Below are 23,077 nucleotides of genomic sequence, written 5' to 3' on the forward strand. Positions count from 1 at the left end.
ATTTCAGGGGATGGGTCGGCGGACCTCATCCCGCTATCGTTCTCTCCACGCGTTCAGGAAAACACATGAGCGCGACGAACCCCCACCAGGTTTTGGAGACATGCATGAGTTCCGCCACCGCTACTGCCACCGCCACCACCAGGCCGCTGACATTCCAACGTTCCCCCGCTTTACCCCGTAATTGCACCTTCGATAGCCACGACTGGGAGATTCTCAGCCGCTACTGGCATCCGGTGGCGTTCGCCGCCGACGTGACCGACAAACCCATCAGTGTGACGCTGCTCGACGAGCCTCTGGTTGTGTTCCGCTCGAACGGCCAGTTGGTGAGCGCGCGCGATGTCTGTCCGCATCGCGGCGCGCCGCTCAGCCAGGGGTGGGTCGATAACGGCAACATCGTGTGCCCGTATCACGGCCTCGCGTACGGCAACGACGGCAAGTGCAAGCACATTCCGTCGCAAACGGACGGCCTGATTCCCGAGCGCCTGCATCTTGTCACGTATGCGACGCAGGAAGCTTACGGTCTCGTGTGGGTCTCGTTGGGTGGCGGCACCGAAGCGTTGCCCGCGTTTCCCAACTGGAACGATCCCGATTTCCAGCAGATTCTGCCGCCCTCGATCGACATCAACGCTTCGGCGGGACGTCAGACCGAAGGCTTCATCGACGTCGCGCATTTCGCGTGGATCCACCATGACAGTTTTGCCGACCGGCATAACCCGGTGGTGCCGCAGTATTCGGTCGAGCGGCGCGAACGCGGCATGCACGCGGAGTACGTAAGCACGGTCAGCAACTTCCCGAAGTCGATGCAGCATCGCGCACCTGAGGGCTATCTGTGGCATCGCTTCTTCGACGTGGACGTGCCGTTCTTTGCGCGCCTGACCGTGCACTTTCCCGACAACGGCCGCCTGTCGATCCTGAATGCCGCGAGCCCGGTGTCGGCGCGCAAGACCCGTCTGTTCGTGCCGATCGTTCGCAACTTCGATAAGGATTTACCGCTCGAGGACGTCTACGCGTTCAACCGTCAGGTGTTCGAAGAAGATCGAGCGATCGTCGAACAGCAGCGCCCGGAAGATCTGCCGATCGACCGCGCGGCGGAAGCGCCGATTCTCGCCGACCGTTCGTCGGGTGCCTACCGTCGGGCGCTGGCCGAGATCGGCCTCGGCCAGGCCTATGTGCGCTAGTTCGCGGCGCGGGTTTGTGACGAGTGATTGGTGATTCGGGAGAGAAGTCATGAAAGTATGGGAATGCGTGATCTGCGGCTTTCGCTATGACGAAGCACTGGGTCTGCCGGAAGCGGGCATCGCGCCGGGCACGCGTTGGGAAGATGTACCGGACGACTGGTTGTGCCCGGACTGTGCGACCGGCAAACACGACTTTGAAATGCAGGTGATCGCATGACGGCCGCTCAGCATGAGGACAAAGGGCAGCCGGTGGTGATCGTCGGCACGGGCATGGCGGGCTATACGGTCGCGCGCGAATTGCGCAAGCTCGATAGCACCGTGCCGATCGTGATGATCAGCCGCGACGACGGCAGCTTCTATTCGAAGCCGATGTTGTCGAATGCACTGGCGATGAAGAAAGAGCCGCAGGCGTTGGCGAGTTGCGACGCCATGGCGATGGCGGCGCAACTGGGCGCGTGGATTCGTGTCAATCAGCGTGTGGAGCGCATTTTGCCGGCCGAGCACACGCTGGTGGTCGACAACGCGTTGCTCGGCTACAGCAAGCTGGTGCTGGCCATGGGCGCGGACCCTCGGCGCCTGAAGGTGGCGGGTGATGGCGCGGCCGACGTGATGTCGATCAACGACCTTGGCGATTACGCGCGCTTCAGATTGGCGCTCACGCGTTGCCGCTCGGTGGCGATTCTGGGCGCGGGTCTGATCGGCTGCGAGTTCGCCAACGATCTGGCGGCCGCCGGTTATGCGGTCAGTCTGATCGATCCGGCTTCTACGCCGCTGGCTCGCTTGCTTCCGCAAGACGTGGGCGAGATTTTCGCCCGTGCGCTTGACGATGGCGGCATCCGCTTTCATCCTGGCCGCAGTGTGGATCGTATCGATCGCTTGTCGGACGGTTACCGGCTGACGTTCGCCGACGGTGAGCCGATCGTCGCGGATCTCGTTGTGTCGGCGGTCGGCCTCGTGCCGCGTACGGCCTTGGCTGCTGCCGCGGGTCTCGCGATTGATCAGGGCATTCGAACCGATGCGTGGTGCCGCACTAGCGCACCGGATATCTACGCACTCGGCGACTGTGCCGCGATCGACGGCAAGGTGCAGCCGTATGTCCTGCCGATCATGCACGCCGCGCGAGCGCTCGCGCGCACCCTGGCCGGGCAGCCGACCCGCGTCGCTTTTCCGGTGATGCCGATTACCGTGAAGACGCCCGCGAGTCCCGCCGTCGTCGTGACACCCGAGGGCGAGGGCGCGTGGTCGATCGAAACCGCCGGCGACGCGGCGAAGCATGCGGCGCGCGCCGTGTGCCGGCATGCCACCAGCGAGCGTCCGTTGGGCTTCGCTTTGCTCGGCACGGCGATCGAGGGCAAGGCCGCTCTGATCAAGGCCATGACCGAGGGGCCATTGGCGACTAGCTAACCCATAACAACGTTCCGTCTGACCGACCTCACTTTGTGATCGCTCGGTGTTTTAAGGGCCTGTCACCTGCAACACATCCGATGATCGCATTCGCGCCGCAAGCTCTGCTTGCGGCGTTTTTTTGTCCGCTCGAAAGAGGTGCGCGCCCTTGGCGAACGCTTAGGAAGTCAGATCTTTCGCGACGTTGGCGATCAGCCTGCGCAACCAGATCGCGGCGACGCTGCGATGCGTGCGGTCGTGCCAGAGCTGATAGTAGGTGAGCGCTTGCGGCTCGCCGGGAATCGGCTCGATACGCAGCGGCAGCATCCTGGTGTAGTGCGTGGCGAGCGCACGCGTGGTGGTGAACAGCAGATTCGAGCGTGCTAAAACGTAGGGCGCCATGCCAAAGTAGGGCAGCGTCGTAGTGACGGTGCGCGATAGGCCATTGCGCGCAAGTTCGACGTCGACCGTGCCCCACGATGTTGTGTTGTACGTCATCACGGCCAGATGTTCCGCTTCTTCGTAGACGGGCTTGCTAAGCCGCCCCGGCTTGATGGGATGACCGTTGCGCATCAGGCACACCAGTTCGTCCTTGCACAGCGGCTGCAAATGCAGATGCTCCGGTGGCGTGCGCCAGTTGCCGATCACCAGATCGAGAAAACCGCTTTCCAGTCCATGTTCATAGCCGCCGTCCACCATCATCAGATGCCGGAACTCGAGCTTTGCACCCGGCGCTTCGCGATGAAATGCGTCGACCACGGCGGGCACGAAGAACGCATCGAGATAATCGGGCGAACCGATCCGAAAGGTCTGGCTGGTGGTGGCCGGATTGAACGACGAGGTGGGATGCAGAATGGCCGCGATACTGTTTAGCGCCTGCGCCGTGGGTTCGATCAGCGTGAGTGCGTGCGCGGTGAGAACCATCCGGCTGCCGCTGCGGACGAGCAGCGGATCGCCGGTCATGTCGCGCAGTTTGCGCAGCGCCACGCTGACGGTCGGCTGCGATTGTCCGAGCAGCGTTGCGGCGCGCGAGACGCTCGATTCGGTCAGTAGCGTGTGCAGCACCTTGAGAAGGTGCGAATCGATGACTTCCTTGGACATGAAAAACGGGACCCTGTTTCGTGCGGATCCATGCAGTGGGGCAGTGGTTTTGTCGAAGGATCGCGAGCGAAATATATCGACGGATATAGCGGTCGTCAATCCGGCGAAGCCCTGTGCGAAGGCGTCGAAGGCCGGCGCACGTTGAGTCATAGGGCGCGGAGTATCCCGGTAATAGCCAGCGCTTTATGATGCACGCGATGACGGGCGTGCCGCTGCCCGAATCGGGGAATACACCAAGGGAAACGATTGCCGCGAAGAACGTGCGCCGGTGCGGTGGACCCGGCCAGGAAAGCCGCTATCATACGAACGTTACCCGGCGGATCGGACCGAAACCGCCGGGTTTGCCGGTTGCGCGGTGCGCGTCAGGAGAGACGCTCATCCGCTTTCCTCATTCGCTTTTAATATCCAGGAAATTCAAAGGCCGGCGCGATGCAAGTTCACCCCTACGCCGAGACGCGCACACGCGACGCCGCGCTTGCGGCGGCGCCTTACGGCATGTTCATCTGCACAGCCGACGGCACGTTCGACTCTGTCAACGCAGCTTTCGAGAAGCTGACCGGCTTTACCGCCGAAGAATTGATCGGCCGGCGCACTTTTGAGTCCTTGCTCGACCCGGCCGAACTCGCGAGGCGGCGCGCCGAATTGCCGCCGCTGTCGGCGCTAGGCTCACGCTATGAAGACGAATGGTCCTATGTGCGGCGCAACGGCACCCCGATTCGCGTGGTGTTCGCGCTGGCGCCGCTCGTCGCCGAGCCGGCACATCCCGGTGGTGTAGACACGGGGCCGGCCCGTTATGTCGGCATTGCCATCGACATGACGCGCTACGCGCAGTCCGAGGCGCGCCTGTGGTACGTCTCGCATCACGACGGCGTGACCCGCCTGCCCAATCAGACGCTTTTCACCGAACGCCTCGAGTTGACGATCGCGCGCTGCCAGCGCAACGGCGATGGCTTTACCGTGTTGATCGCCGAACTCGATCATTTGCGCAAACTGCGCGATGCGCTCGGTTTGCATGCGGCTGAACTGGTGTTGCAGATTGTCGGCGAACGGCTGCGCGGTCTCTTTCCCAACGACGGTACGATCGCCTCGATCGGCGGCACGCAATTCGCGCTGCTGATCAACGAAACCGGCGCGGCGGCCGATGCTTTCGCCGCTGAGGCACTGGGCCGCATCGCCGAATCGATCGACTACGCGGGTACCGCGCTGAACATCACGGCGAGTATCGGCGTCGTCGCCTATCCTGCGGACGGCGCCGATGCCCCGACGCTGATGCGTCGCGCAGGTGTGGCGTTGTCGGCGGCTTCGGCGGTGAACGGCAATGCGGTGCGGCGCTTTTCCACCGCGCTCGAAGGCCAGGCGGCGCGTCGCTTCGAACTGGAGACGATGCTGCGCGAAGCGCTCGAGCGTCAGCAATTGCACCTCGTGTATCAGCCGCAGGTGACGCTTTCCAATGGCCGCATCGCGCAGGTGGAGACGCTGCTGCGCTGGAATCATCCGCAGCGTGGGCTGATCAGTCCGGTCGAGTTCGTACCGGTTGCTGAAGAGTCGGGCCTGATCGAGCAGATCGGCGAGTGGGTGATCCGTACCGCGTGCCGCGACGCCGGCAAATTGTTGCGGCTCACCGGCACCTTGCCGCGGGTCGCGGTGAACGTGTCCCCGCAGCAGTTCCAGCGGCACAATCTGTTCGAGACGATCCGCGAGGCGCTCGAAGATGCCGCGCTCGACCCTTCGTACCTTGAAGTGGAAATCACCGAGGGCGTGCTGCTGGGCGACACCGAGCTGGCACTGCAGACGCTGCATGCGTTGCGCGAATTGGGCGTTGAAGTCGCGGTGGATGATTTCGGCACCGGCTATTCGAGTCTCGCTTATCTCACGCGCTTCCCGCTGAATCGCCTGAAAATCGATCGCTCGTTTGTGATGCGCATGAGTACCGATCCGCAGTGCGCGGCGCTCGTTGGCGCCATTATCGCCATGGCTCATGCGTTGAAATTGCGGGTGACGGCTGAAGGTGTGGAGACAGCCGAACAGGCCGCGCAACTGGAAGCGCTCGGCTGCGACGAGGCGCAAGGATTCTGGTTCTCGCGACCCATCACCATCGCGGCATTGCGCAATTTGCTGAAGCCGTTGGGCACGGGTTGACGATCGGTGGTTGACTTCGGCAATCCCGTGGCCAACTTGAAGTCGTAGGCGTGCAGTCGCCGCAGCGCGCCGTACTTCGCGCAAGACGCGTGTCGCCCAAGCTAACCGGAAAAGAGAAAGGGGCCGAATGGCCCCTTTTCGTCTGCTCGAGTTACGACACGAGACTTATTTTGCTGCGTCGTCTGCGGTGGTGAGCGCTGTGCCGGCCATACCGGATGCGCGCTTGATGCTGTCCTGCACCACATTGCTCGAATGAATCATCGAGGCCATCACGGATTGCATTGCCCCGAATGCGCTATCCGAGCTGAACGGCGTGGTTTGGCCGAAGCCCGAACCGAGTTGCGCCACATTTGCGCCGAACTCTTCGCGCAGTGATTCGCCTGCCTTGGTCAACGCCGCGGTGAACTGCGCGTCAATTTCCTTGACGTGCTGCGCGTACGACAAGGTGCGTTGCACGAGTTGCTGCTGCAAATCGGACACGCCGGCGAAGGGCGCGGTGTTGAACTGGCCGGCCGACAATGCGCTCTTGCTTTCGGTGACGGATGCCTTCAGTGCCGCGAGATTGAGTTCGCCGAGCTTTTGCAGACATGCCAGCCCATCGAGCTGCAGGTTGGTGAAGATGTCGAAAGTGCGTTGGCCGAAGGCTGCGCTATGTTCGATCGCGGGGCTGTGCATAAGTGATCTCCAAAGTGACCCGGGGCAGGCGCCCAAAGGATTTCGGAGGCCAGGTCTCACACGAGACAGCAGGTCGACGCGGCGCAGTGATTTTGCTGCGCTGCAACATGAGCCACTTTATACCTTTGCGGCAGGATGTACAGCGTTTTCGTCAAAATGATTCGTCAGTCGAATGGCGCTTACTGTGCGCCTTATGTACGCGGATGCGCGAGGAAGAAGCGCAGCATTTCGGCCGTCGCATCGGGGCCGGATGGGTCCGTGTACGTGCCGCGCTGACTGCCGCCGGCCCATGCGTGGCCCGCGCCATGGATCGACCAGTACTCCGCTTCGGCTCCGTTCGCCGCGACGAACCGTTGCACCGTGCAAGCGCGCTGGCCGCTCGCCGTGCCTGCGGCGTGCGACAGCGGTTTGAGTGTCGTGACTCCGCCATCGAAGCCCGCTAAGAGCGCGGTGGCGTTCGAGGGATGCACTGTCGTGTCCGCGTCGCCATGAAACACGATGAGCGGGCGTTGCGGTTCGACGCGTGAGCGGCTGCGATGCGCTTTGCCGCCTTTCATCGCGGCGAGCGCCGAAGGCAGATCCTTCGCGCTTCCGTAGGCGAGGCCGGAATGCACACAGGCCGCGGCGTACAGATCGGGCGAGGTTTTGAGCATGACGTCCGCCATGGCGCCACCTGCCGACAGACCCGCCACATAAACCCGCGCCGGATCGACGCGATAACGCGCCATCACCTCACGCGTGATGCCCGCGATCAACGAAGGTTCGCCCAGATCGCGCTGCTGGTCGGCCGGCTTGAACCAGTTCCAGCAGGTCGACGGATTGGCGGCTTGCGACTGATTCGGATACACGACGATGAAGCCATGACGCTCGGCCATTTCGTTCATGCGCGTACCGGCTGCGAAGTCGTCGGCGTTTTGCGTGCAGCCGTGCAGCATCACGATGAGCGGCAACGGTTCGCTCTTGTAGACGGCGGGGACGTAGAGTTTGTATTGGCGTTGGCCCGCGCTGTTGCTGAAGGTGTGGGTGCTGAATGTGCCGGGGGTGTCGGCGTCGAAAGTGCGCTCGGCAGGGGCGTGCGGTGCGGCGTTGGCGTGGGATTGCGGCTGCGTCCACGCTTGTGCCCATTCGTTGACACTCTGCGGCATGGGCGGAGTTTGCACCTTGCCTGCGTCGGCCTTGCTGCCTGCGAGTGCGCGCTGGACCGCGGCGGTCGCTTCCTTCGGCCCCTTTGTGCGCAGCAGGTCGAAGGCTTCTTTCATCGACTTCAGGAAATCTTCATTCATTTTCATGATCGGCAGTGACTGCGTTGACTTACATTGCGCGTGACGGAGTCAGGCGATGAGCTTCACGGCCTCAGCATGGCTTCAACCAACGAATCAGCCATGCCGGGCACGCCTACCTGATGCGTCCGGCGAGCGCCGCCTTGACCGCGGGCGACGCGTGAAACGCGCCGAGCACCATCACCGATGCGATCGTGGCCGCCGCAAGTTCCGGCGGCACATCGGCTGCGATGCTGGCGAGGCCGAGCACATGAATGTCCAGTCGCTCGTTGGCGGCTTGAGCGGCTTCGAGGTCCTGCTTCGAGAAGTGTTGCAGGCCGAGTACCAGCGCGCGCCGGGTTACCGTTTCCGTGACGACCTGCGCGTGGATGGCGAGCTGGTTGCGGATCGCCGTGCGAATCAGGTCGGTGCGGTTCGAGTAAAAGCCTTCTTCGACGAGCAGGTCGATCTGGCCCAGGTCGATTGGGCCGAGATTGATGGTGATCTTTTCGGTCTCGCCGCCTTTGGGGCGGGAGGTGTCGATGAGTTTGAGGTTGGCCATTTCTATTCCGTTCGGCGTTCGTTCAACATCCGTACGCCATCCAATTAACATCCAATGGGATGGTTATACGCGACTCGTTCGAACGGCGTCAATGAGGAAATTGAGGGCCGGGAGAGATGGGGGAACAGAAATCCGAGGCTGTTTGCGCGGCAGGCACCGTTTGCAGAAGGGCGTGAGCAAAACCTCAGCCCCCAACGACCCGCGGTGACTGCCGGCTTCGAAGTGACGTGCAGACTATTTCGCCTAGTCAAGCAACGTCGACGAGCGGCTGCTTTTGCGGATCGGGTGGACCTCTGAACGGCAGATCTCGGGGAAGCGGTTTTGTCGGAGGCTCCAGCGGCGGCTCTGGAGGCGTGCTCGAGATGGGCCCGACAGGCGAATCGTTTTTGGCCGGATTGAACCTGACTTGCATGGCAACCTCCATGTGTACCGGAACGTTCAGGGCGCTCAAAGGCGCTTATTTACTATGCCCCTTGCTGGTCCGGGACCCGTGCAGGTATTCCGTGGGCGGAAACCAGAAGAAACATTGGTTTTGCTGGGTAGAAGGCATGCTGCGTATATCGATCGGTGCTGTTATTTTTATATCCTGGGTTTTCGGGAGGTCTGCCTTATTCAGACCGCCTAAATAGAAGATCGAGAAAGCGGCTGCGGTTAGCAGGGCCTCAACTACGACGAGGAGATTGATGTTGGAAATATTCTTCGCGCGTTCGTCGTTGATTTTTGCGTTGGTTTCTTGGCGCGCGAGATAATTTTCTATTAATAGTTTTTTAAGCTCGTCTGCCGATGTTATCCCTTGCGCCTGTGCCGCCTGGGGCGATCTGGCTATCGTAGCGTCCCATCCGCGCTTGTATCTATCCAGCTCCGTCGACACTGGAAGGGTTTTGTACGTGTTTCTGTGGAAGAGCGAACCCACTGAGGATCTGAAAAAGTAAAACCCGGATAAAAACAGTAACGCAAAGGTGATCGCTAGAAGCGTAAAAAACAAATAGTCTGCGAGACCATGCGTGTGCCCGATATCGACGTTAGTCAGCAGAAAACTAAGCGCGCCAATAATCGCAGTAACAAGCGTGAGGGATGACTGCAGTCGCGAGTCGATCTTGTCGCGTAAGTCGAGTTCCCGCCAATGCTGGCTTTCGTAGAGATCTTCAGCGTTCAACATGCTGCGCCCCCTTAAATCCGGCACGTTATGACGTTCTTTCCAGACGATCAAGCAGCAGTGCAACGTTCATTGTAGTGAGGGGTTTTCGGTTTTGAATCAACCAAAACCCGGAGAAAGCGCCGCGCCGGACGTTGAGTATCTGCGCGGAAGCTGGACGAACGTCGCGAGACTCCTTTAAGAAGTCTCGCGAGTGGAGGGGGTTAAATCATTGAGCCGGGAGGCTTCGATCAGGTGGGCTATGAGGCGCCACGGAGCGCCTCGAGCGACGTTACATCAACACGATGTCGTACTGCTCCTGGCTCAAATTAGACTCCACCTGCAACGACACGGGCTTGCCGATGAAATCGATCAGCATCGCCAGATGCTGCGATTCTTCCTCGAGGAAAAGATCGATCACCTGCTGCGACGCCACCACGCGAAACTCGCGCGGATTGAACTGCCGCGACTCGCGCAGAATTTCGCGCAGCACGTCGTAGCACACCGTGCGCGAGGTCTTGACCTGCCCCTTGCCCTGGCAAACCGGGCAGGGCTCGCACAGCACATGCGCTAACGATTCACGCGTGCGCTTGCGTGTCATCTCCACGAGTCCGAGCTGCGAGAAACCGTTCACGGTCACACGCGTGCGATCGCGCGAGAGCGCCTTCTTCAACTCACCAAGCACCTGATCGCGATGCTCGATGTTCTCCATATCGATGAAGTCGATGATGATCACGCCGCCCAGATTGCGCAGCCGCAATTGCCGCGCGATGGTGTGCGCGGCTTCGAGGTTGGTCTTGAAGATCGTATCGTCGAAGTTGCGCGCGCCGACGTAGCCGCCGGTGTTCACGTCGATGGTAGTCATCGCTTCGGTCTGGTCGATCACCAGATAGCCGCCCGACTTCAGATCGACCCGGCGTGACAAGGCGCGCTGGATTTCCGCCTCGATGTTGTACAGATCGAAGAGTGGCCGCTCGCCGGTGTAGTGATGCAGCTTCGACGACACCGCCGGCGTGAACTCCGCGGCGAAGTCCGCGAGCATCTGATAGGTCTCGCGCGAGTCGACCTGAATGCGCGAGGTCTCGTCGTTGACGAAATCGCGCAGCACACGTTGTGCGAGATTCAGGTCCTGGTACAGCAGGCTGGTCGGCGGCATGCGCTGACCTTGCGAGATGATGGTCGCCCACGTCTTGCGCAGATACGCGACGTCTCCGGCCAATTCTTCGCTGGTTGCATCTTCAGCGATGGTGCGCACGATGTAGCCGCCTTTTTCATCAGCGGGCAGCACGGCAGTCAAACGCGCGCGCACGGCCTCGCGTTCGGCTTCGCTCTCGATCTTCTGCGAGATGCCGATGTGTGGCTCCTGCGGCAGATACACGAGCGTGCGCCCGGCGATACTCACTTGCGTGGACAGCCTCGCGCCCTTGGTGCCGATGGGATCCTTCACGACCTGCACCATCAGCGTCTGACCTTCGAAGACGATTTTCTCGATGGGCTGATGCGGCGTTTGATGCTGCGGCTCACCCGCAATGCGCGGATGCCAGATATCCGCTACGTGGAGGAACGCGGCGCGTTCCAGACCGATGTCGATGAAGGCGGACTGCATGCCCGGCAACACGCGGACGACTTTGCCGAGATAGACATTGCCGACGCGTCCTCGCGACAGCGTTCGTTCGACGTGAAGTTCCTGGACGGCGCCTTGCTGGACGAGCGCGACGCGCGTTTCCTGCGGCGTGACATTGATCAGGATTTCTTCATTCATGGTGTTATTTTAGAAGTCGATGCGCGCTGCACGCAGGAGGGCAGCGGTTTCAAAAAGCGGCAAACCCATGATACCTGAATAGGACCCGTCGATATGTTCGATAAACTCCGCGGCGCGTCCCTGCACACCGTACGCGCCCGCCTTGCCGAGCGGCTCGCCGCTTGCGGCATAGCGGCGCACGGCGTCCGCTTGCAGTGCAGCAAAACGCACCTTCGATACCGATAGCGCGGCGGGCAGCAACCTGCCTTCCGCGTCGACCACCGCGATGGCCGTCAGCACTTCGTGATCGCGGCCCGCGAGACGTGTGAGCATCGCGACGGCATCGTCGGCGTCGACGGGCTTGCCGAGGATCGCGTCGTCGATCGTGACGGTTGTGTCGGCAACCAGGATCGGCCGTGCCGCATGGCCGCCTGCCACGAGACGTGCGCGTGCTGCCTGCGCCTTTGCGATGCACACGCGCTGCACGTAGTCGCGCGCCCGCTCGCCGGGGAGCTCGACTTCGAGCGCTTCGGCATCTTCATCGGGACGCGGCAGGAGCAATTCAAAACGCACGCCGAGTTGTTGCAACAACTCCTGACGGCGCGGACTTTGGGAAGCGAGGTAAACGAAAGGATGCAGCGAAGCGGCGGACGTGGGCATGAACAGGTCTCGATGAGGCGGGTTGCGTCAATGCGCGAGGCGCGCGCGATGAGCGTATCAGTCAGGCGACGACGAACGAGCCGAAGGACACGATGAAAAGCGCGTCGATCAACGTGTCGATGAACGCGCCTGCAAATGCGCCCACAAGCACGTCCACAAGCACGTCAATCAGCGCAGGCAACAGGACCGGCAAACACGCGATCCGTCAGCCGCCTCGTTCGCTCACACGCGGTGATAGGGGTGATTTTGCGTGATGGTCCACGCGCGGTAAAGCTGTTCGGCGAGCAGCACGCGCACCATGGCGTGCGGCAGCGTCAGGCTGGAGACACGCAGCAGCATATCGGCGCGTGCTTTCAGATCGGGATCGAGCCCATCGGCGCCGCCGATCAGAAACGCCACGTCCCGGCCGTCCTGCTGCCAGCCGGGCAGGGCGCCGGCGAGCTGCATCGTGGTCCAATCCTTGCCGCGTTCATCGAGCGCGACGATGCGCGCGTTCTTCGGCAACGCGGCTTCAATTTTCTGCCGCTCGGCCGCCATCACACTTTCGGCCGGACGCCCCGACGAACGCTGCTCGGGCTTGATCTCGCGCAGCTCGATACGCAGCTCGGGCGGCATGCGCTTCGCGTATTCGTCGAAGCCGGTGGCGATCCAGTCCGGCATCTTGTGGCCGACGGCGAGGATGTGCAGTTTCATGACGGATGTAATCGGGGGCGCAAGCGCTGCAATCGCTTCAATCGCGCACGCATGCTCTGACTTTGCGTCGCGGACTTCAGCGGTTTGCCAGCCGCGTACTTACTTGCGGCGTACCGGCGTCTTGCGTGCAGGCTTTTTGACAGCCGGCGCTTCGTCTTCTTCGTCCTCGTCATCCGGCTCGCTTAAGCGCGCGCCGCCGAACGGATCCGGCGTGGACAGCTTGAGGCGCACCGGCTTGTCGCCCCAGATTTCTTCGAGGTTGTAGTACTGGCGCAGCGCCGGTTGCAGGATGTGCACGATCGCGTCGCCGCAATCGACCAGCACCCATTCGCCGACGTCGTCACCTTCGGTGCTGATGACGTCGCCGCCGTTTTCCTTGACGCTCTCGCGCACGCTCGAAGCGAGCGCCTTGGTCTGGCGGTTCGAAGTGCCGGAGGCGACGATCACGCGATCGAACAGCGCAGTCAGGTGGCTGGTGTTGAACACCTTGATGTCTTGCGCTTTGACGTCTTCGAGAGCGTCGACAATCACGCGTTGCAGTTTGCGAATATCCATGGGGTTACCGGTGGTACAGATGATGTTGAAGAATATAGTCCCACACCGCAGTGGGGACATGGCTTGCGGCCCGGGCCTGGCTCCTGTCTTGCGGTTCGCCGCCTGCGAGGGCGAGCCGCTGGGTCACCTGTTCGCGCAGATGCGCGCGAATGTCGGTGGCCGAGACGTTGAACGCAAGCGTCGTATCGATCAGCAAGTGCCCGCAGGGGGTGGCTTGCAGAACGTCGGCGCGGGCACGGCGCGCGTCGATTTCTTTAGCGACCACGGGCGGAATCGATGCGAGGTCGAAGCCGGGGCGCGTGGCCGCGCAGATGTGAGCAAACTCGAACAGGCGCCGCCAGTCGCGCCATGTGTCGAGATGCACCAGTTGATCCGCGCCGATCAGAAGCGCAATCGACGCATTCGGACCTTCGCGTTCACGCCATAACTGCAGCGTGTCGATCGTGTATGTCGGACCGTCGTGTTCGATCTCGTCGGTCGCCACCCGCACGGTCACGCCCGGCAGCACCAACGCAGTGGCGGCGGCGCGGGTCATGGCCAGCCTGTGAACAGCCGCTGACACGTCTGTTTTCTGCCAGGGCTGTCCGGCCGGCAGCAGCACCAGCTCGGTCAGGTTCAGCACCTCGGCGAAACGCCGCGCGAGCGCGAGGTGGCCGTCGTGGATCGGATCGAAAGTGCCGCCGAGCAGTCCAATCCGGCGAGGCAGGGCGACAGGATGAGCGTTCGGCTTCAGGTGAAGATCCTTTGTCGTGGTCACGTGGTGTGCGGTGTGGGCTTAAAGCCTCACACCCACTCGCGCGGCACGAGAAAATCGGTGTAAAGACGCGCTTCCGGCGTGCCCGGTTCGGGATGCCAGTTGTAGCGCCAGTTCACCACAGGCGGCATCGACATCAGTATCGATTCGGTGCGTCCGCCGCTCTGCAGCCCAAACAGTGTGCCACGGTCGAAGACCAGATTGAACTCGACGTAGCGGCCGCGCCGGTATGCCTGGAAGTCGCGCTCGGCTTCGCCGTACGGAATGTTGCGGCGCTTTTCGATGATCGGCATGTACGCTTTGAGGAATCCTTCGCCGACGCTTTTCAGCATCGCGAACGATTGATCGAAGCCCGGCGCCGAGAAATCGTCGAAGAAAATCCCGCCGATGCCACGCGGTTCATTGCGGTGTTTGAGGAAGAAGTATTCGTCGCACCAGCGCTTGAAACTCGGGTAGAGGTCGGCGCCATAAGGCTGCAGCGCGTCGCGGCACACCCGATGGAAATGCTGCGCGTCTTCCTCGTAGCCGTAGTACGGCGTCAGATCCATGCCGCCGCCGAACCAGAACACCGGCTCTTCTCCCGCCTTGGTCGCGATCAGCAGACGCACGTTCATATGCACGGTCGGGCAGTGCGGATTGTGCGGGTGCAGCACGAGCGAAACGCCCATGGCTTCGAAACCACGGCCGGCCAGTTGCGGGCGTGCGGCGCTTGCCGAACCCGGCAACGCGTCGCCTGCTACGTCCGAAAAGCCGATGCCGGCCCGCTCGAAGAAGTTGCCGCCTTCCAGAATCCGTGTGTAGCCGCCGCCGCGCAGCTTTTCGCCGGGGGCGCGCTGCCATGCGTCGGTCGCGAACGGCTTACCGTCGAACGCGCCGAGCGTGTCCGCGATATGCGTTTGCAGGCCTTGCAGCCAGCTGCGCACGGCCTGTGCGTCATAGCTCGAATCGGTCATGAATGCAGATGCAGAGGGCGGCACGCCTGTCGTGCCGCGGGTTCTTCGTGAAGGGCGAGCGCCGGGCCTTCGTCAGGATAGTCCCGCGAAGGCGCGGTGCTACGGTCGTTCGCGCCGGGTGAAATGCCGCTCAACCGGGGTGAGCCCACATGGAGCGGTGGGCGCCGTGATGACCGCGAAAACCCGCAGTGTAGCGCCGTTGGCGCTGCACGCGGGCGAGTGGGGCGGGCTTAGTGCTTGCCTTCGGTCTTGGCGTCGTGCTTGCGGTTCAATGCGCGGTAGCCGATGTCGCGGCGATATTGCATGCCGTCGAACGAAATCTGGTTGATCGTCTCGTACGCGACCGATTGCGCGCTGCGCACCGAATCCGCCAGCCCGACCACACACAGTACGCGGCCGCCCGACGTGGTCAGCTTGCCGTCCGCCAGCGTGGTGCCGGCGTGGAAAGTGACCGAATCGCCGGTTTCCGCCGGGATATCGCTGATCCGGTCGCCTTTGCGCGGCGTGTCCGGATAGTTGTACGCGGCGAGCACCACGCCGAGCGCGGTACGGCGGTCCCACTCGAGTTCGATCGTATCGAGCGTGCCGGCGATGGCCTGCTCGACCACCTTCGAAAAGTCGCCTTTCAGACGCGCCATGATCGGCTGCGTTTCCGGGTCGCCCATCCGGCAGTTGAATTCGAGCGTCTTCGGGTTGCCTTGCGCGTCGATCATCAGGCCGGCGTACAGGAAGCCCGTGAAACGGATGCCTTCCTTCTCCATGCCACGCACGGTCGGCTGGATGATTTCGCGCATCACGCGTGCATGCAGTTGCGGCGTGACGATTGGCGCGGGCGAATAGGCGCCCATGCCGCCGGTGTTCGGACCCTGGTCGGCGTCGAGCAGGCGCTTGTGATCCTGGCTCGAAGCGAGCGCCAGCACATGCTTGCCGTCCACCATCACGATGAAGCTGGCTTCTTCGCCGGCGAGGAATTCTTCGATCACGACGCGCGCGCCGGCATCGCCTAGCTTGTTGTCCGACAGCATCATGTCGACGGCGGCGTGCGCTTCTTCCAGCGTTTGCGCAACCACGACGCCCTTGCCTGCAGCGAGGCCGTCGGCCTTGATCACGATCGGTGCGCCCTTGGCGTCCAGATACGCGTGCGCGGCGGCGACGTCGGCGAAGGTTTCGTACTCGGCGGTCGGGATCGCGTGGCGCTTCATGAACGCCTTGGCGAAATCTTTCGAGCTTTCGAGCTGCGCGGCTTCCTTGCTCGGTCCGAAAATCTTCAGACCGCGCGAGCGGAACAGATTGACGATGCCCGCGGCGAGCGGCCCTTCCGGTCCGACCAGCGTGAACGCGATCTGTTCTTTCTCGACGAAATCGGCGAGTTCGGCCGGATCGGTGATGTCGATGTTGCGCAGACGCTCGTCCTGGGCGGTGCCGCCATTGCCGGGCGCAACGTAGACGAGCTGAACCCGCGGCGATTGCGCGAGCTTCCATGCCAGCGCATGTTCGCGACCGCCGGAACCGACGACGAGTAACTTCATGTGAATCCCCGAGACTTAAAAACCATAAACGGCTGAAGCATCACGCCCAGCCGTGGAAAAACAGCGAGGTTTGCAATGGGCCCGCAGCCAGGTAGCGGCGCAGGGCACATAGCGAACCCGGGTGGTGGCGGTGCGGAAGGCCCCAACCAACGCCCGCTCTGCAGCAACGCGAGTGCTAACCGGCGGCGCGGGCGTGTGGTTCGCTGCAGAGCCACGCGCCATGTGCCGCCGGGACACGCTCATTCGTCGGCGATCGCGGCGTTTGTATAGACTTCCTGCACGTCGTCCAGACTCTCCAGCGCGTCGAGCAGCTTCTGCATCTTCACCGCGTCGTCGCCCGTGAATTCGACTTCCGTCTGAGGTTTCATCGTCACCTCGGCCAACTCGGCCTTGAAGCCCGCGGCTTCGAGCGCGGTCTTCACCTTCGGGAAATCGTTCGGCGGGCACAGCACTTCGATACTGCCGTCTTCGTTCGTGACGACGTCTTCAGCGCCAGCTTCGAGCGCGGCTTCCATCAGCTTGTCTTCCGGCGTGCCGGGCGCGAACAGGAACTGGCCGACGTGATCGAACATGAACGACACCGAGCCGTCCGTGCCCATGTTGCCGCCGTTCTTCGAGAACGCGTGACGCACGTCCGCCACCGTACGGGTGCGGTTGTCGGTCATGGTGTCCACGATCACTGCCGCGCCGCCGATGCCGTAGCCTTCGTAGCGGATTTCTTCGTAGTTTGCGCCATCGACACCGCCCACACCGCGCTGGATCGCACGGTTGACGTTATCTTTCGGCATGTTGGCGTCGTACGCCTTTTCGACGGCGAGCCGCAGACGCGGATTCGAGTCGATGTCGCCGCCACCCATGCGGGCCGCTACCTGAATTTCCTTGATGAGCCGCGTCCAGACCTTGCCGCGCTTGGCGTCTGCCGCTGCTTTTTTATGCTTGATGTTGGCCCATTTCGAATGACCCGCCATACTTTTCTCCGTCGCGCGCGCCAGTGGGGCGCACGCATAGTGCAATTGTCGTTGCGATGTCGGGCGCGCGGCGCTGCTGATTGCGGCCTTGCGCCTCGATGTCAAACCGCTCGGCGCCGGACCGCCCGGTGTCAGGCTTTCCTCAGCTTGATCGCGCCCGGCCGGACCCGGCTAGCGGGACCAAAGGTCGGCAGCGCGGTTGGGGCGGGGCAGGACGGTCAGCGGGCGGCTCAGCGGCGCCCCAGGTGCGCCGGTCCCGGCAGACCCGGCGTAAAGGCGTGATGCACCGCGTGGCAGTGCAAGTCGAGCCGCTCTTTGAGCGGATTCGAATTTTATCACGGCGCAGGGGTGCGGCAGAGGAGAGCGTAGTCGGAAATCACGGGGAAACTGCGCGGTGGCGGCGCGTTGCGCGCGCCGCCCGCTGCTTTCTTCAGTCCGCTGTCAGTTTTTCGTGCCGAACAGGCGGTCGCCGGCGTCGCCGAGACCCGGCACGATATACGCGTGTTCGTTCAGGTGCGAATCGAGCGACGCCACGTACAGTTTGACGTCCGGATGCGCGTCCTGGAACACCTGCACGCCTTCCGGCGCGGCCACCAGCGCGAGGAACATGATGTTCTCGCCGGCCACGTTGCGGCGCTTGAGCACGTCCACCGCATGCACGGCCGAGTAGCCGGTCGCGACCATCGGGTCGCACAGAATGAACACGCGGTCTTCCAGATCCGGCAGGCGCACCAGATACTCGACCGGGCGATGGTCTTCGGCGCGATACACGCCGATGTGGCCCACGCGCGCCGACGGCACCAGCTCCAGCAAGCCGTCCGACATGCCGATGCCGGCACGCAGCACCGGCACGATCGCCAGTTTCTTGCCGGCGATCACCGGCGCGTCGATCTCGACCAGCGGCGTGGTGAGGCGGCGCGTGGTCATTGGCAGATTGCGGGTGATCTCGTAGCCCATCAGCAGCGTGATCTCGCGCAGCAGTTCGCGGAACGTGCGAGTCGAGGTGTCCCGGTCGCGCATATGCGACAGCTTGTGCTGGATCAGCGGGTGATCGAGGATGAAAAGATTGGGAAAACGGCTGTCCTGGGTCATGGCGGGGGCGCAAGCGGCGGCTAGAGGGATCGGTTTGGCGCTCCGCACGGCCTGAAACCGGCAGGCGGGCGCGCCACGGCGCAAGTTTACCGAAAGAGTGGCGCCGGAAGATACCGGAGATTGCAGTGGCCCGGCGCAGTCCGGCACCGATTCTTCTAGAATCGGGGGATTCTTTGCCACGATTGGGCAACCGCGGGACCATCCCCGCGCCACGAGTACGTCATGAGGATAGGCACATGGACATGGGAATCGCAGGACGCACCGCGCTCGTTTGCGCGGCCAGCAAGGGTCTGGGGCGCGGCTGCGCGGAAGCACTGGCAGCCGAAGGCGTCAACCTGACGATCGTCGCGCGCACGGCTGAGACGCTGGAGGCGACCGCCGCCGAGATTCGCAACCAGAGCGGCGTCGAAGTGAAAACGGTGGCGTGCGACATCACCACGCCCGAAGGGCGCGCCGCGGCGCTTGCCGCCTGTCCGCAGCCGGACATTCTGGTTAACAACGCGGGCGGCCCGCCGCCGGGCGACTTCCGCAACTTCACGCACGAAGACTGGATTCGCGCGCTGGAGAGCAACATGCTGACGCCGATCGAGCTGATCCGCGCGACCATCGACGGGATGAGCGAGCGTGGCTTTGGGCGCATCGTCAACATCACGAGCTCGGCGGTCAAGGCGCCGATCGATGTGCTCGGTCTCTCTAACGGTGCGCGCTCGGGGTTGACCGGTTTCATTGCGGGACTGGCGCGCAGCAAGGTGGCTGCCTCAGGCGTGACGATCAACAGCCTGTTGCCGGGCCTGTTCGACACCGACCGCATCGCCACCACCTTTGCGGCGCAAGCCAACGCGCAACACATTTCCGTCGACGATGCGCGTAAGCAGCGCATGAAGACGATCCCCGCCGGCCGTTTCGGCACGCGTGAGGAATTTGGCCGCGCCTGTGCGTTCCTGTGCAGCGTGCATGCCGGCTACATCACCGGGCAGAACTGGCTGATGGACGGCGGCGCTTACCCCGGTACGTTCTGAGCGCGTACGTTCTGACGCACCAGCAGCACCTTCACTACAACAACGACAATCACAACGGTTTCAGGAGTCTTACGTCATGAGCACCCGCATTGCGCTGATCGCGCACGATCACAAGAAAGACGACATCGTCAAACTGGCCGGCGAATACGTCGATACGCTCAGGCGCTGCGAGATCGTCGCGACCGGTACGACCGGCACGCGCATTGGCGACGCGCATGGTCTCACGGTCGAGCGCATGTTGTCCGGCCCGCACGGCGGCGACCTGCAGATCGGCGCGCAGCTTGCGGAAGGGCGGGTGGACATGGTGATCTTCCTGCGCGACCCGATGACGCCGCAGCCGCACGAACCGGATATCAATGCGCTGGTGCGTGCCTGCGACGTTCACAACATTCCATGCGCCACCAATATTTCGACCGCGCGAATGATTCTCGACGTGCTGACCTTGCGACTCACGCAGCGGGTCTAGGCGAACGCGGTGGTGTTTCAAGATCGAACGAAACCACAAACCAGGGAGACATGATGGTCAAAGCAATCCGATTCGACAAAACCGGCGGCCCGGAGGTGATGAAATGGGTCGACGTCGAAGTGGGCGAGCCGGTCGCGGGCGAGATCCGCATCAAACAGACTGCGGTCGGGCTGAACTATATCGACGTGTATTTCCGCAAGGGCTTGTACCCATTGCCGTTGCCGGGTGGACTCGGGATGGAAGCGGCGGGTGAAGTCACGGCGGTCGGCCCTGGCGTGACCGGCTTCAAAACGGGAGATCGCGTAGCCTACGTGGCGCGCCCGCCTGGCGCATACGCCCAGGAGCGTGTGTTGCCGGCGGCGCTAGCCGTCAAGGTGCCGGACGCGTTGAGCGACGAGCAGGCAGCCTCCGTGATGCTGCAAGGGCTGACCGCGCAATACCTGCTGCGCCGCACGTATCCGGTGAAGGCCGGCGACACGATCCTGATTCAGGCCGCGGCCGGTGGCGTCGGTCTGCTGGTTTGCCAGTGGGCGAAGGCGCTCGGCGCCACGGTGATCGGCACGGTCGGTTCCGACGAGAAAGCCGAAATCGCCAAAGCACACGGTTGCGATCACCCCATCGTCTATACGCGCGAAAACTTCACCAAGCGCGTGCGCGAGATCACCAATGGCGCGGGGGTGCCGGTGGTGTACGACTCGATCGGCAACGACACGTTTACGGCTTCGCTCGATTGCCTCGCACCGCTTGGCATGTTCGTGAGCTTCGGCAATGCCTCGGGACCGTTGCCGCCGATCGATTCGTCGGAATTCGCCGGACGCGGTTCGCTGTTCTTTACGCGCCCTACGCTCTTCACGTATATCGCCAAACGCAGCGATTACGAGGCGATGTCCTCGGAGCTGTTCGACGTACTGGTGTCGGGCAAGGTGAAGGCGAGCATCAATCAGCGCTATGCGCTGGCTGATGTCGGGCAGGCGCATGCGGATCTCGAAGGGCGCCGCACCACCGGTTCAACGGTTCTGCTGCCGTAAACGCGAAAGACCTCAAACCCATACCCAGCGGGTCAAGGCCGTTCCATCTCCCGATGGAACGGCCTTTTCCGTTTACGCGATTTTTACATTCCATCTCAGATCTTTGACCAGCCCTTTACGCGGATCGGCATAACGTTGCACCTATCCAAAGTCCGTGAATGGGGAATAGAAATGGATGTGCTGTATGTCGGGGGGATGGTGCTGTTTTTCGCGCTGACCTTTGGGTTGATTGCCGGCTGCGAGAAGTTGATGCAGTTCCGGCGTGGCCAGGGAGCTCGCTCATGACCTGGATTCTCTGGTTGTCTGGTGCGGCGACCGCGCTGCTGTTTGTGTACCTGGTCTATGCGCTCTTGCGCGCGGAGGACATTGAATGAACTCGAACAATGTCCTGCAAGCGGGTTTCTTCATCGTCGTGCTGCTGGCTGCCGCGGTGCCGATGTCCCGTTATCTGAGCAATGTGATGGACGGCAGCTCGCGCGTGGTCCGCTTCGGCGGTCCTATCGAACGTTTGCTGTATCGCATCGCGGGCGTCGATCCGTCGGCGGAAATGGGCTGGAAGCACTACGCCATCGCCACGATCGCGTTCAACGCGCTCGGCACGCTGTTTCTTTACCTGTTGCTGCGCGTACAAGGCTGGTTGCCGGGCAACCCGCAGCAGTTCGGCCCGATGACGGTCGACGGCGCGTTCAATACAGCTGTCAGCTTCGTGACCAACACGAACTGGCAGGATTACACGCCTGAGCAAACCGTTGGCTATCTCGCGCAGATGCTCGGCTTCACCGTGCAGAATTTCTTCTCGGCCGCCACCGGCATCGTGGTGGTGATCGCGCTGATTCGCGGCTTTGCGCGTCACACCGCGCAAACCATCGGCAACTTCTGGGTCGACCTGACGCGTGTAACGCTCTACGTGTTGCTGCCGATGTCGGCGATCATCGCTGCGATCCTGATGAGCCAGGGCGTGATCCAGAACTTCAAGTCGTATGAGGACGTGCCGACGTTGCAAACCACGACGTACGCCGCCCCGAAGCTCGATGCACAAGGCAATCCGGTGAAGGACGCCAAGGGCAATGCGGTGACGGTCGATATGCCGGTGAAGACGCAGACCATCGCGATGGGCCCGGTTGCTTCGCAGGAAGCGATCAAGATGCTCGGCACCAACGGTGGCGGCTTCTTTAACGGCAACTCGGCGCATCCGTACGAAAACCCGACGCCGTTCTCGAACTTCGTCCAGATCTTCTCGATCCTGATCATTCCGGCGGCATTGGCACTCGTATTCGGCCGCATGATCATGGACCGCAAGCAAGGCGTGGCCGTGCTCGCGGCAATGACGATCGCTTTCGGCGTATGCGTGTTCGGCGAAATCGGCGCCGAGCAATCGGGTAATCCGGCGTTGACCGCGTTGCACGTCGATCAATCGGCGAATGCGATGCAGTCGGGCGGTAACGCGGAAGGCAAGGAAACGCGCTTCGGTATCGCGCAGTCGGGCATCTTCACGGTGGCGACCACGGCGGCTTCGTGCGGCGCGGTAGCGAATACGCACGACTCGTTGACGCCGATCGGCGGCCTCTATCCGATGCTGCTGATGCAACTCGGCGAAGTGATCTTCGGCGGCGTGGGTTCCGGTATGTACGGCATGCTCGTGTTCGCACTGCTGGCCGTGTTCGTGGCAGGCCTGATGATCGGCCGTACGCCTGAATACGTCGGCAAGAAGATCGAAGCGTACGAGATGAAGATGGTGTCGATCGTGGTGCTGCTCACGCCGCTGCTGGTGCTGGTGGGCACGTCGATCGCGGTGCTCAGCGACGCTGGCAAGGCCGGCATTCTGAACCCCGGCGCGCACGGCTTCTCCGAAATCCTCTACGCGTTCAGCTCGGCTGCGAATAACAACGGCAGCGCATTTGCCGGCCTGACGGTCAGCACGCCGTTCTACAACTGGCTCACGGCTATTGCGATGTGGTTCGGCCGCTTCGGCACGATCATTCCGGTGCTGGCAATTGCCGGTTCGCTGGCTTCGAAAAAGCGCATCGGTGTGACCGGCGGCACGCTGCCGACTCATGGCCCGCTGTTCGTCGTGCTGCTGCTCGGCACGGTGCTGCTGGTCGGCGCGCTGACTTATGTGCCTGCGCTTGCGCTCGGACCTGGTGTCGAACATCTGATGATGATGGGTGCCCATTGAGGCGGCCCATT

Annotated in this window: 25 protein-coding genes; 10 read left to right on the forward strand and 15 right to left on the reverse strand. The window is 62.5% G+C overall.

Annotated features, from left to right (window positions below; translation table 11 throughout):
• Positions 1-104 precede the first annotated feature (104 nt).
• Genes BM438_RS25190 through BM438_RS25200 form a run of 3 tightly spaced genes read left to right on the forward strand, consistent with a single transcriptional unit; the run spans position 105 to position 2,582 of the window.
• The gene (locus BM438_RS25190) at positions 105-1,178 is read left to right on the forward strand and encodes an aromatic ring-hydroxylating oxygenase subunit alpha (RefSeq protein ID WP_093639501.1); all 1,074 of its coding nucleotides are present in this window, start codon (positions 105-107) and stop codon (positions 1,176-1,178) included.
• A 49-nt stretch (positions 1,179-1,227) separates the two neighbouring features.
• Positions 1,228-1,395, forward strand: coding sequence for a rubredoxin (locus BM438_RS25195; protein WP_093639504.1), 168 nt, complete (start codon positions 1,228-1,230; stop codon positions 1,393-1,395).
• Complete coding sequence (locus BM438_RS25200) at positions 1,392-2,582, forward strand: NAD(P)/FAD-dependent oxidoreductase (RefSeq protein WP_093639507.1); 1,191 nt, start codon at positions 1,392-1,394, stop codon at positions 2,580-2,582. The genes BM438_RS25195 and BM438_RS25200 overlap by 4 nt, the downstream gene beginning before the upstream one ends.
• 159 nt (positions 2,583-2,741) lie before the next feature.
• Here BM438_RS25200 and BM438_RS25205 read toward each other — a convergent pair whose 3' ends face one another.
• Complete coding sequence (locus BM438_RS25205) at positions 2,742-3,662, reverse strand: LysR family transcriptional regulator (protein ID WP_093639510.1); 921 nt, start codon at positions 3,660-3,662, stop codon at positions 2,742-2,744.
• Positions 3,663-4,091: 429 nt separating this feature from the next.
• Between BM438_RS25205 and BM438_RS25210 the strand changes: the two genes are divergently transcribed.
• Positions 4,092-5,801 (forward strand): putative bifunctional diguanylate cyclase/phosphodiesterase, encoded by a 1,710-nt coding sequence (locus tag BM438_RS25210; RefSeq protein WP_093639513.1) that lies wholly within the window; start codon positions 4,092-4,094, stop codon positions 5,799-5,801.
• A gap of 165 nt (positions 5,802-5,966) precedes the next feature.
• Here the strand turns inward: BM438_RS25210 and BM438_RS25215 are convergent, their stop codons facing one another.
• The 14 genes from BM438_RS25215 to upp form a co-directional block, all read right to left on the reverse strand.
• Positions 5,967-6,476: a phasin family protein gene (locus tag BM438_RS25215; protein WP_093639516.1), complete on the reverse strand. Its 510-nt coding sequence runs from the start codon at positions 6,474-6,476 to the stop codon at positions 5,967-5,969.
• Between the two features lie 191 nt (positions 6,477-6,667).
• Complete coding sequence (locus BM438_RS25220) at positions 6,668-7,765, reverse strand: extracellular catalytic domain type 1 short-chain-length polyhydroxyalkanoate depolymerase (RefSeq protein WP_093639519.1); 1,098 nt, start codon at positions 7,763-7,765, stop codon at positions 6,668-6,670.
• 106 nt (positions 7,766-7,871) lie between these two features.
• Positions 7,872-8,297 (reverse strand): CopG family transcriptional regulator, encoded by a 426-nt coding sequence (locus BM438_RS25225; protein WP_093639522.1) that lies wholly within the window; start codon positions 8,295-8,297, stop codon positions 7,872-7,874.
• Between the two features lie 457 nt (positions 8,298-8,754).
• On the reverse strand, positions 8,755-9,456 hold the full coding sequence (locus BM438_RS25230) for a hypothetical protein (protein WP_093639525.1): 702 nt from the start codon (positions 9,454-9,456) through the stop codon (positions 8,755-8,757).
• A gap of 268 nt (positions 9,457-9,724) precedes the next feature.
• Positions 9,725-11,194, reverse strand: a complete 1,470-nt coding sequence (gene rng / locus BM438_RS25235; protein ID WP_093639528.1) for a ribonuclease G — start codon at positions 11,192-11,194, stop codon at positions 9,725-9,727.
• Positions 11,195-11,203: 9 nt separating this feature from the next.
• Positions 11,204-11,833, reverse strand: a complete 630-nt coding sequence (locus BM438_RS25240; RefSeq protein ID WP_093639531.1) for a Maf family protein — start codon at positions 11,831-11,833, stop codon at positions 11,204-11,206.
• 61 nt (positions 11,834-11,894) lie between these two features.
• Positions 11,895-12,026: a hypothetical protein gene (locus BM438_RS46730; RefSeq protein ID WP_279630561.1), complete on the reverse strand. Its 132-nt coding sequence runs from the start codon at positions 12,024-12,026 to the stop codon at positions 11,895-11,897.
• Positions 12,027-12,055: 29 nt separating this feature from the next.
• The gene (gene rlmH / locus BM438_RS25245; RefSeq protein ID WP_093639533.1) at positions 12,056-12,526 is read right to left on the reverse strand and encodes a 23S rRNA (pseudouridine(1915)-N(3))-methyltransferase RlmH; all 471 of its coding nucleotides are present in this window, start codon (positions 12,524-12,526) and stop codon (positions 12,056-12,058) included.
• A 99-nt stretch (positions 12,527-12,625) separates the two neighbouring features.
• Complete coding sequence (rsfS, locus tag BM438_RS25250) at positions 12,626-13,081, reverse strand: ribosome silencing factor (RefSeq protein WP_093639535.1); 456 nt, start codon at positions 13,079-13,081, stop codon at positions 12,626-12,628.
• 4 nt (positions 13,082-13,085) lie between these two features.
• Positions 13,086-13,838, reverse strand: a complete 753-nt coding sequence (locus BM438_RS25255) for a nicotinate-nucleotide adenylyltransferase (RefSeq protein WP_093639538.1) — start codon at positions 13,836-13,838, stop codon at positions 13,086-13,088.
• Positions 13,839-13,864: 26 nt separating this feature from the next.
• Complete coding sequence (gene hemF / locus BM438_RS25260) at positions 13,865-14,788, reverse strand: oxygen-dependent coproporphyrinogen oxidase (RefSeq protein ID WP_093639540.1); 924 nt, start codon at positions 14,786-14,788, stop codon at positions 13,865-13,867.
• Between the two features lie 230 nt (positions 14,789-15,018).
• Complete coding sequence (gene purD / locus BM438_RS25265) at positions 15,019-16,317, reverse strand: phosphoribosylamine--glycine ligase (RefSeq protein ID WP_093639543.1); 1,299 nt, start codon at positions 16,315-16,317, stop codon at positions 15,019-15,021.
• A gap of 239 nt (positions 16,318-16,556) precedes the next feature.
• Positions 16,557-17,285 (reverse strand): YebC/PmpR family DNA-binding transcriptional regulator, encoded by a 729-nt coding sequence (locus BM438_RS25270; protein WP_054035139.1) that lies wholly within the window; start codon positions 17,283-17,285, stop codon positions 16,557-16,559.
• Between the two features lie 441 nt (positions 17,286-17,726).
• Complete coding sequence (upp, locus tag BM438_RS25275) at positions 17,727-18,377, reverse strand: uracil phosphoribosyltransferase (protein WP_012432337.1); 651 nt, start codon at positions 18,375-18,377, stop codon at positions 17,727-17,729.
• Positions 18,378-18,613: 236 nt separating this feature from the next.
• Here upp and BM438_RS25280 point away from each other — a divergent pair, with 236 nt between their 5' ends.
• The 6 genes from BM438_RS25280 (at position 18,614) to kdpA (ending at position 23,066) form a co-directional block, all read left to right on the forward strand.
• Complete coding sequence (locus BM438_RS25280; RefSeq protein WP_093639546.1) at positions 18,614-19,396, forward strand: SDR family oxidoreductase; 783 nt, start codon at positions 18,614-18,616, stop codon at positions 19,394-19,396.
• Between the two features lie 76 nt (positions 19,397-19,472).
• A complete protein-coding gene (locus tag BM438_RS25285) occupies positions 19,473-19,862 on the forward strand; it encodes a methylglyoxal synthase (protein ID WP_093639549.1) in 390 nt (129 codons plus the stop codon).
• A 53-nt stretch (positions 19,863-19,915) separates the two neighbouring features.
• A complete protein-coding gene (locus BM438_RS25290) occupies positions 19,916-20,890 on the forward strand; it encodes a quinone oxidoreductase family protein (RefSeq protein WP_093639743.1) in 975 nt (324 codons plus the stop codon).
• A gap of 171 nt (positions 20,891-21,061) precedes the next feature.
• Entirely contained in the window at positions 21,062-21,175 is a 114-nt protein-coding gene (locus BM438_RS25295; protein ID WP_093639552.1) for a potassium ABC transporter ATPase, read from the forward strand.
• Positions 21,172-21,264 carry a K(+)-transporting ATPase subunit F gene (gene kdpF / locus BM438_RS25300; protein WP_007175651.1) on the forward strand — a complete coding sequence of 31 codons (93 nt, stop codon included), beginning with the start codon at positions 21,172-21,174 and terminating at the stop codon, positions 21,262-21,264. Before BM438_RS25295 ends, kdpF begins: the two co-directional genes overlap by 4 nt.
• Positions 21,261-23,066 carry a potassium-transporting ATPase subunit KdpA gene (kdpA, locus tag BM438_RS25305; protein ID WP_093639555.1) on the forward strand — a complete coding sequence of 602 codons (1,806 nt, stop codon included), beginning with the start codon at positions 21,261-21,263 and terminating at the stop codon, positions 23,064-23,066. The genes kdpF and kdpA overlap by 4 nt, the downstream gene beginning before the upstream one ends.
• The last annotated feature ends 11 nt before the right edge of the window (positions 23,067-23,077 follow it).

The sequence above is a fragment of the Paraburkholderia aspalathi genome (genome assembly GCF_900116445.1).
In the GTDB taxonomy this organism is placed as follows: Bacteria; Pseudomonadota; Gammaproteobacteria; order Burkholderiales; family Burkholderiaceae; genus Paraburkholderia; species Paraburkholderia aspalathi.

What these genes read in the sequence shown, in the direction of transcription:
- BM438_RS25190 (WP_093639501.1), top strand. Translation starts at nt 105, where the DNA reads ATGAGTTCCGCCACCGCTACTGCCACCGCCACCACCAGGCCGCTGACA.
- BM438_RS25195 (WP_093639504.1), top strand. Translation starts at nt 1,228, where the DNA reads ATGAAAGTATGGGAATGCGTGATCTGCGGCTTTCGCTATGACGAAGCA.
- BM438_RS25200 (WP_093639507.1), top strand. Translation starts at nt 1,392, where the DNA reads ATGACGGCCGCTCAGCATGAGGACAAAGGGCAGCCGGTGGTGATCGTC.
- BM438_RS25205 (WP_093639510.1), bottom strand. Translation starts at nt 3,662, where the DNA reads ATGTCCAAGGAAGTCATCGATTCGCACCTTCTCAAGGTGCTGCACACG.
- BM438_RS25210 (WP_093639513.1), top strand. Translation starts at nt 4,092, where the DNA reads ATGCAAGTTCACCCCTACGCCGAGACGCGCACACGCGACGCCGCGCTT.
- BM438_RS25215 (WP_093639516.1), bottom strand. Translation starts at nt 6,476, where the DNA reads ATGCACAGCCCCGCGATCGAACATAGCGCAGCCTTCGGCCAACGCACT.
- BM438_RS25220 (WP_093639519.1), bottom strand. Translation starts at nt 7,765, where the DNA reads ATGAAAATGAATGAAGATTTCCTGAAGTCGATGAAAGAAGCCTTCGAC.
- BM438_RS25225 (WP_093639522.1), bottom strand. Translation starts at nt 8,297, where the DNA reads ATGGCCAACCTCAAACTCATCGACACCTCCCGCCCCAAAGGCGGCGAG.
- BM438_RS25230 (WP_093639525.1), bottom strand. Translation starts at nt 9,456, where the DNA reads ATGTTGAACGCTGAAGATCTCTACGAAAGCCAGCATTGGCGGGAACTC.
- rng (WP_093639528.1), bottom strand. Translation starts at nt 11,194, where the DNA reads ATGAATGAAGAAATCCTGATCAATGTCACGCCGCAGGAAACGCGCGTC.
- BM438_RS25240 (WP_093639531.1), bottom strand. Translation starts at nt 11,833, where the DNA reads ATGCCCACGTCCGCCGCTTCGCTGCATCCTTTCGTTTACCTCGCTTCC.
- rlmH (WP_093639533.1), bottom strand. Translation starts at nt 12,526, where the DNA reads ATGAAACTGCACATCCTCGCCGTCGGCCACAAGATGCCGGACTGGATC.
- rsfS (WP_093639535.1), bottom strand. Translation starts at nt 13,081, where the DNA reads ATGGATATTCGCAAACTGCAACGCGTGATTGTCGACGCTCTCGAAGAC.
- hemF (WP_093639540.1), bottom strand. Translation starts at nt 14,788, where the DNA reads ATGACCGATTCGAGCTATGACGCACAGGCCGTGCGCAGCTGGCTGCAA.
- purD (WP_093639543.1), bottom strand. Translation starts at nt 16,317, where the DNA reads ATGAAGTTACTCGTCGTCGGTTCCGGCGGTCGCGAACATGCGCTGGCA.
- BM438_RS25270 (WP_054035139.1), bottom strand. Translation starts at nt 17,285, where the DNA reads ATGGCGGGTCATTCGAAATGGGCCAACATCAAGCATAAAAAAGCAGCG.
- upp (WP_012432337.1), bottom strand. Translation starts at nt 18,377, where the DNA reads ATGACCCAGGACAGCCGTTTTCCCAATCTTTTCATCCTCGATCACCCG.
- BM438_RS25280 (WP_093639546.1), top strand. Translation starts at nt 18,614, where the DNA reads ATGGACATGGGAATCGCAGGACGCACCGCGCTCGTTTGCGCGGCCAGC.
- BM438_RS25285 (WP_093639549.1), top strand. Translation starts at nt 19,473, where the DNA reads ATGAGCACCCGCATTGCGCTGATCGCGCACGATCACAAGAAAGACGAC.
- BM438_RS25290 (WP_093639743.1), top strand. Translation starts at nt 19,916, where the DNA reads ATGGTCAAAGCAATCCGATTCGACAAAACCGGCGGCCCGGAGGTGATG.
- BM438_RS25295 (WP_093639552.1), top strand. Translation starts at nt 21,062, where the DNA reads ATGGATGTGCTGTATGTCGGGGGGATGGTGCTGTTTTTCGCGCTGACC.
- kdpF (WP_007175651.1), top strand. Translation starts at nt 21,172, where the DNA reads ATGACCTGGATTCTCTGGTTGTCTGGTGCGGCGACCGCGCTGCTGTTT.
- kdpA (WP_093639555.1), top strand. Translation starts at nt 21,261, where the DNA reads ATGAACTCGAACAATGTCCTGCAAGCGGGTTTCTTCATCGTCGTGCTG.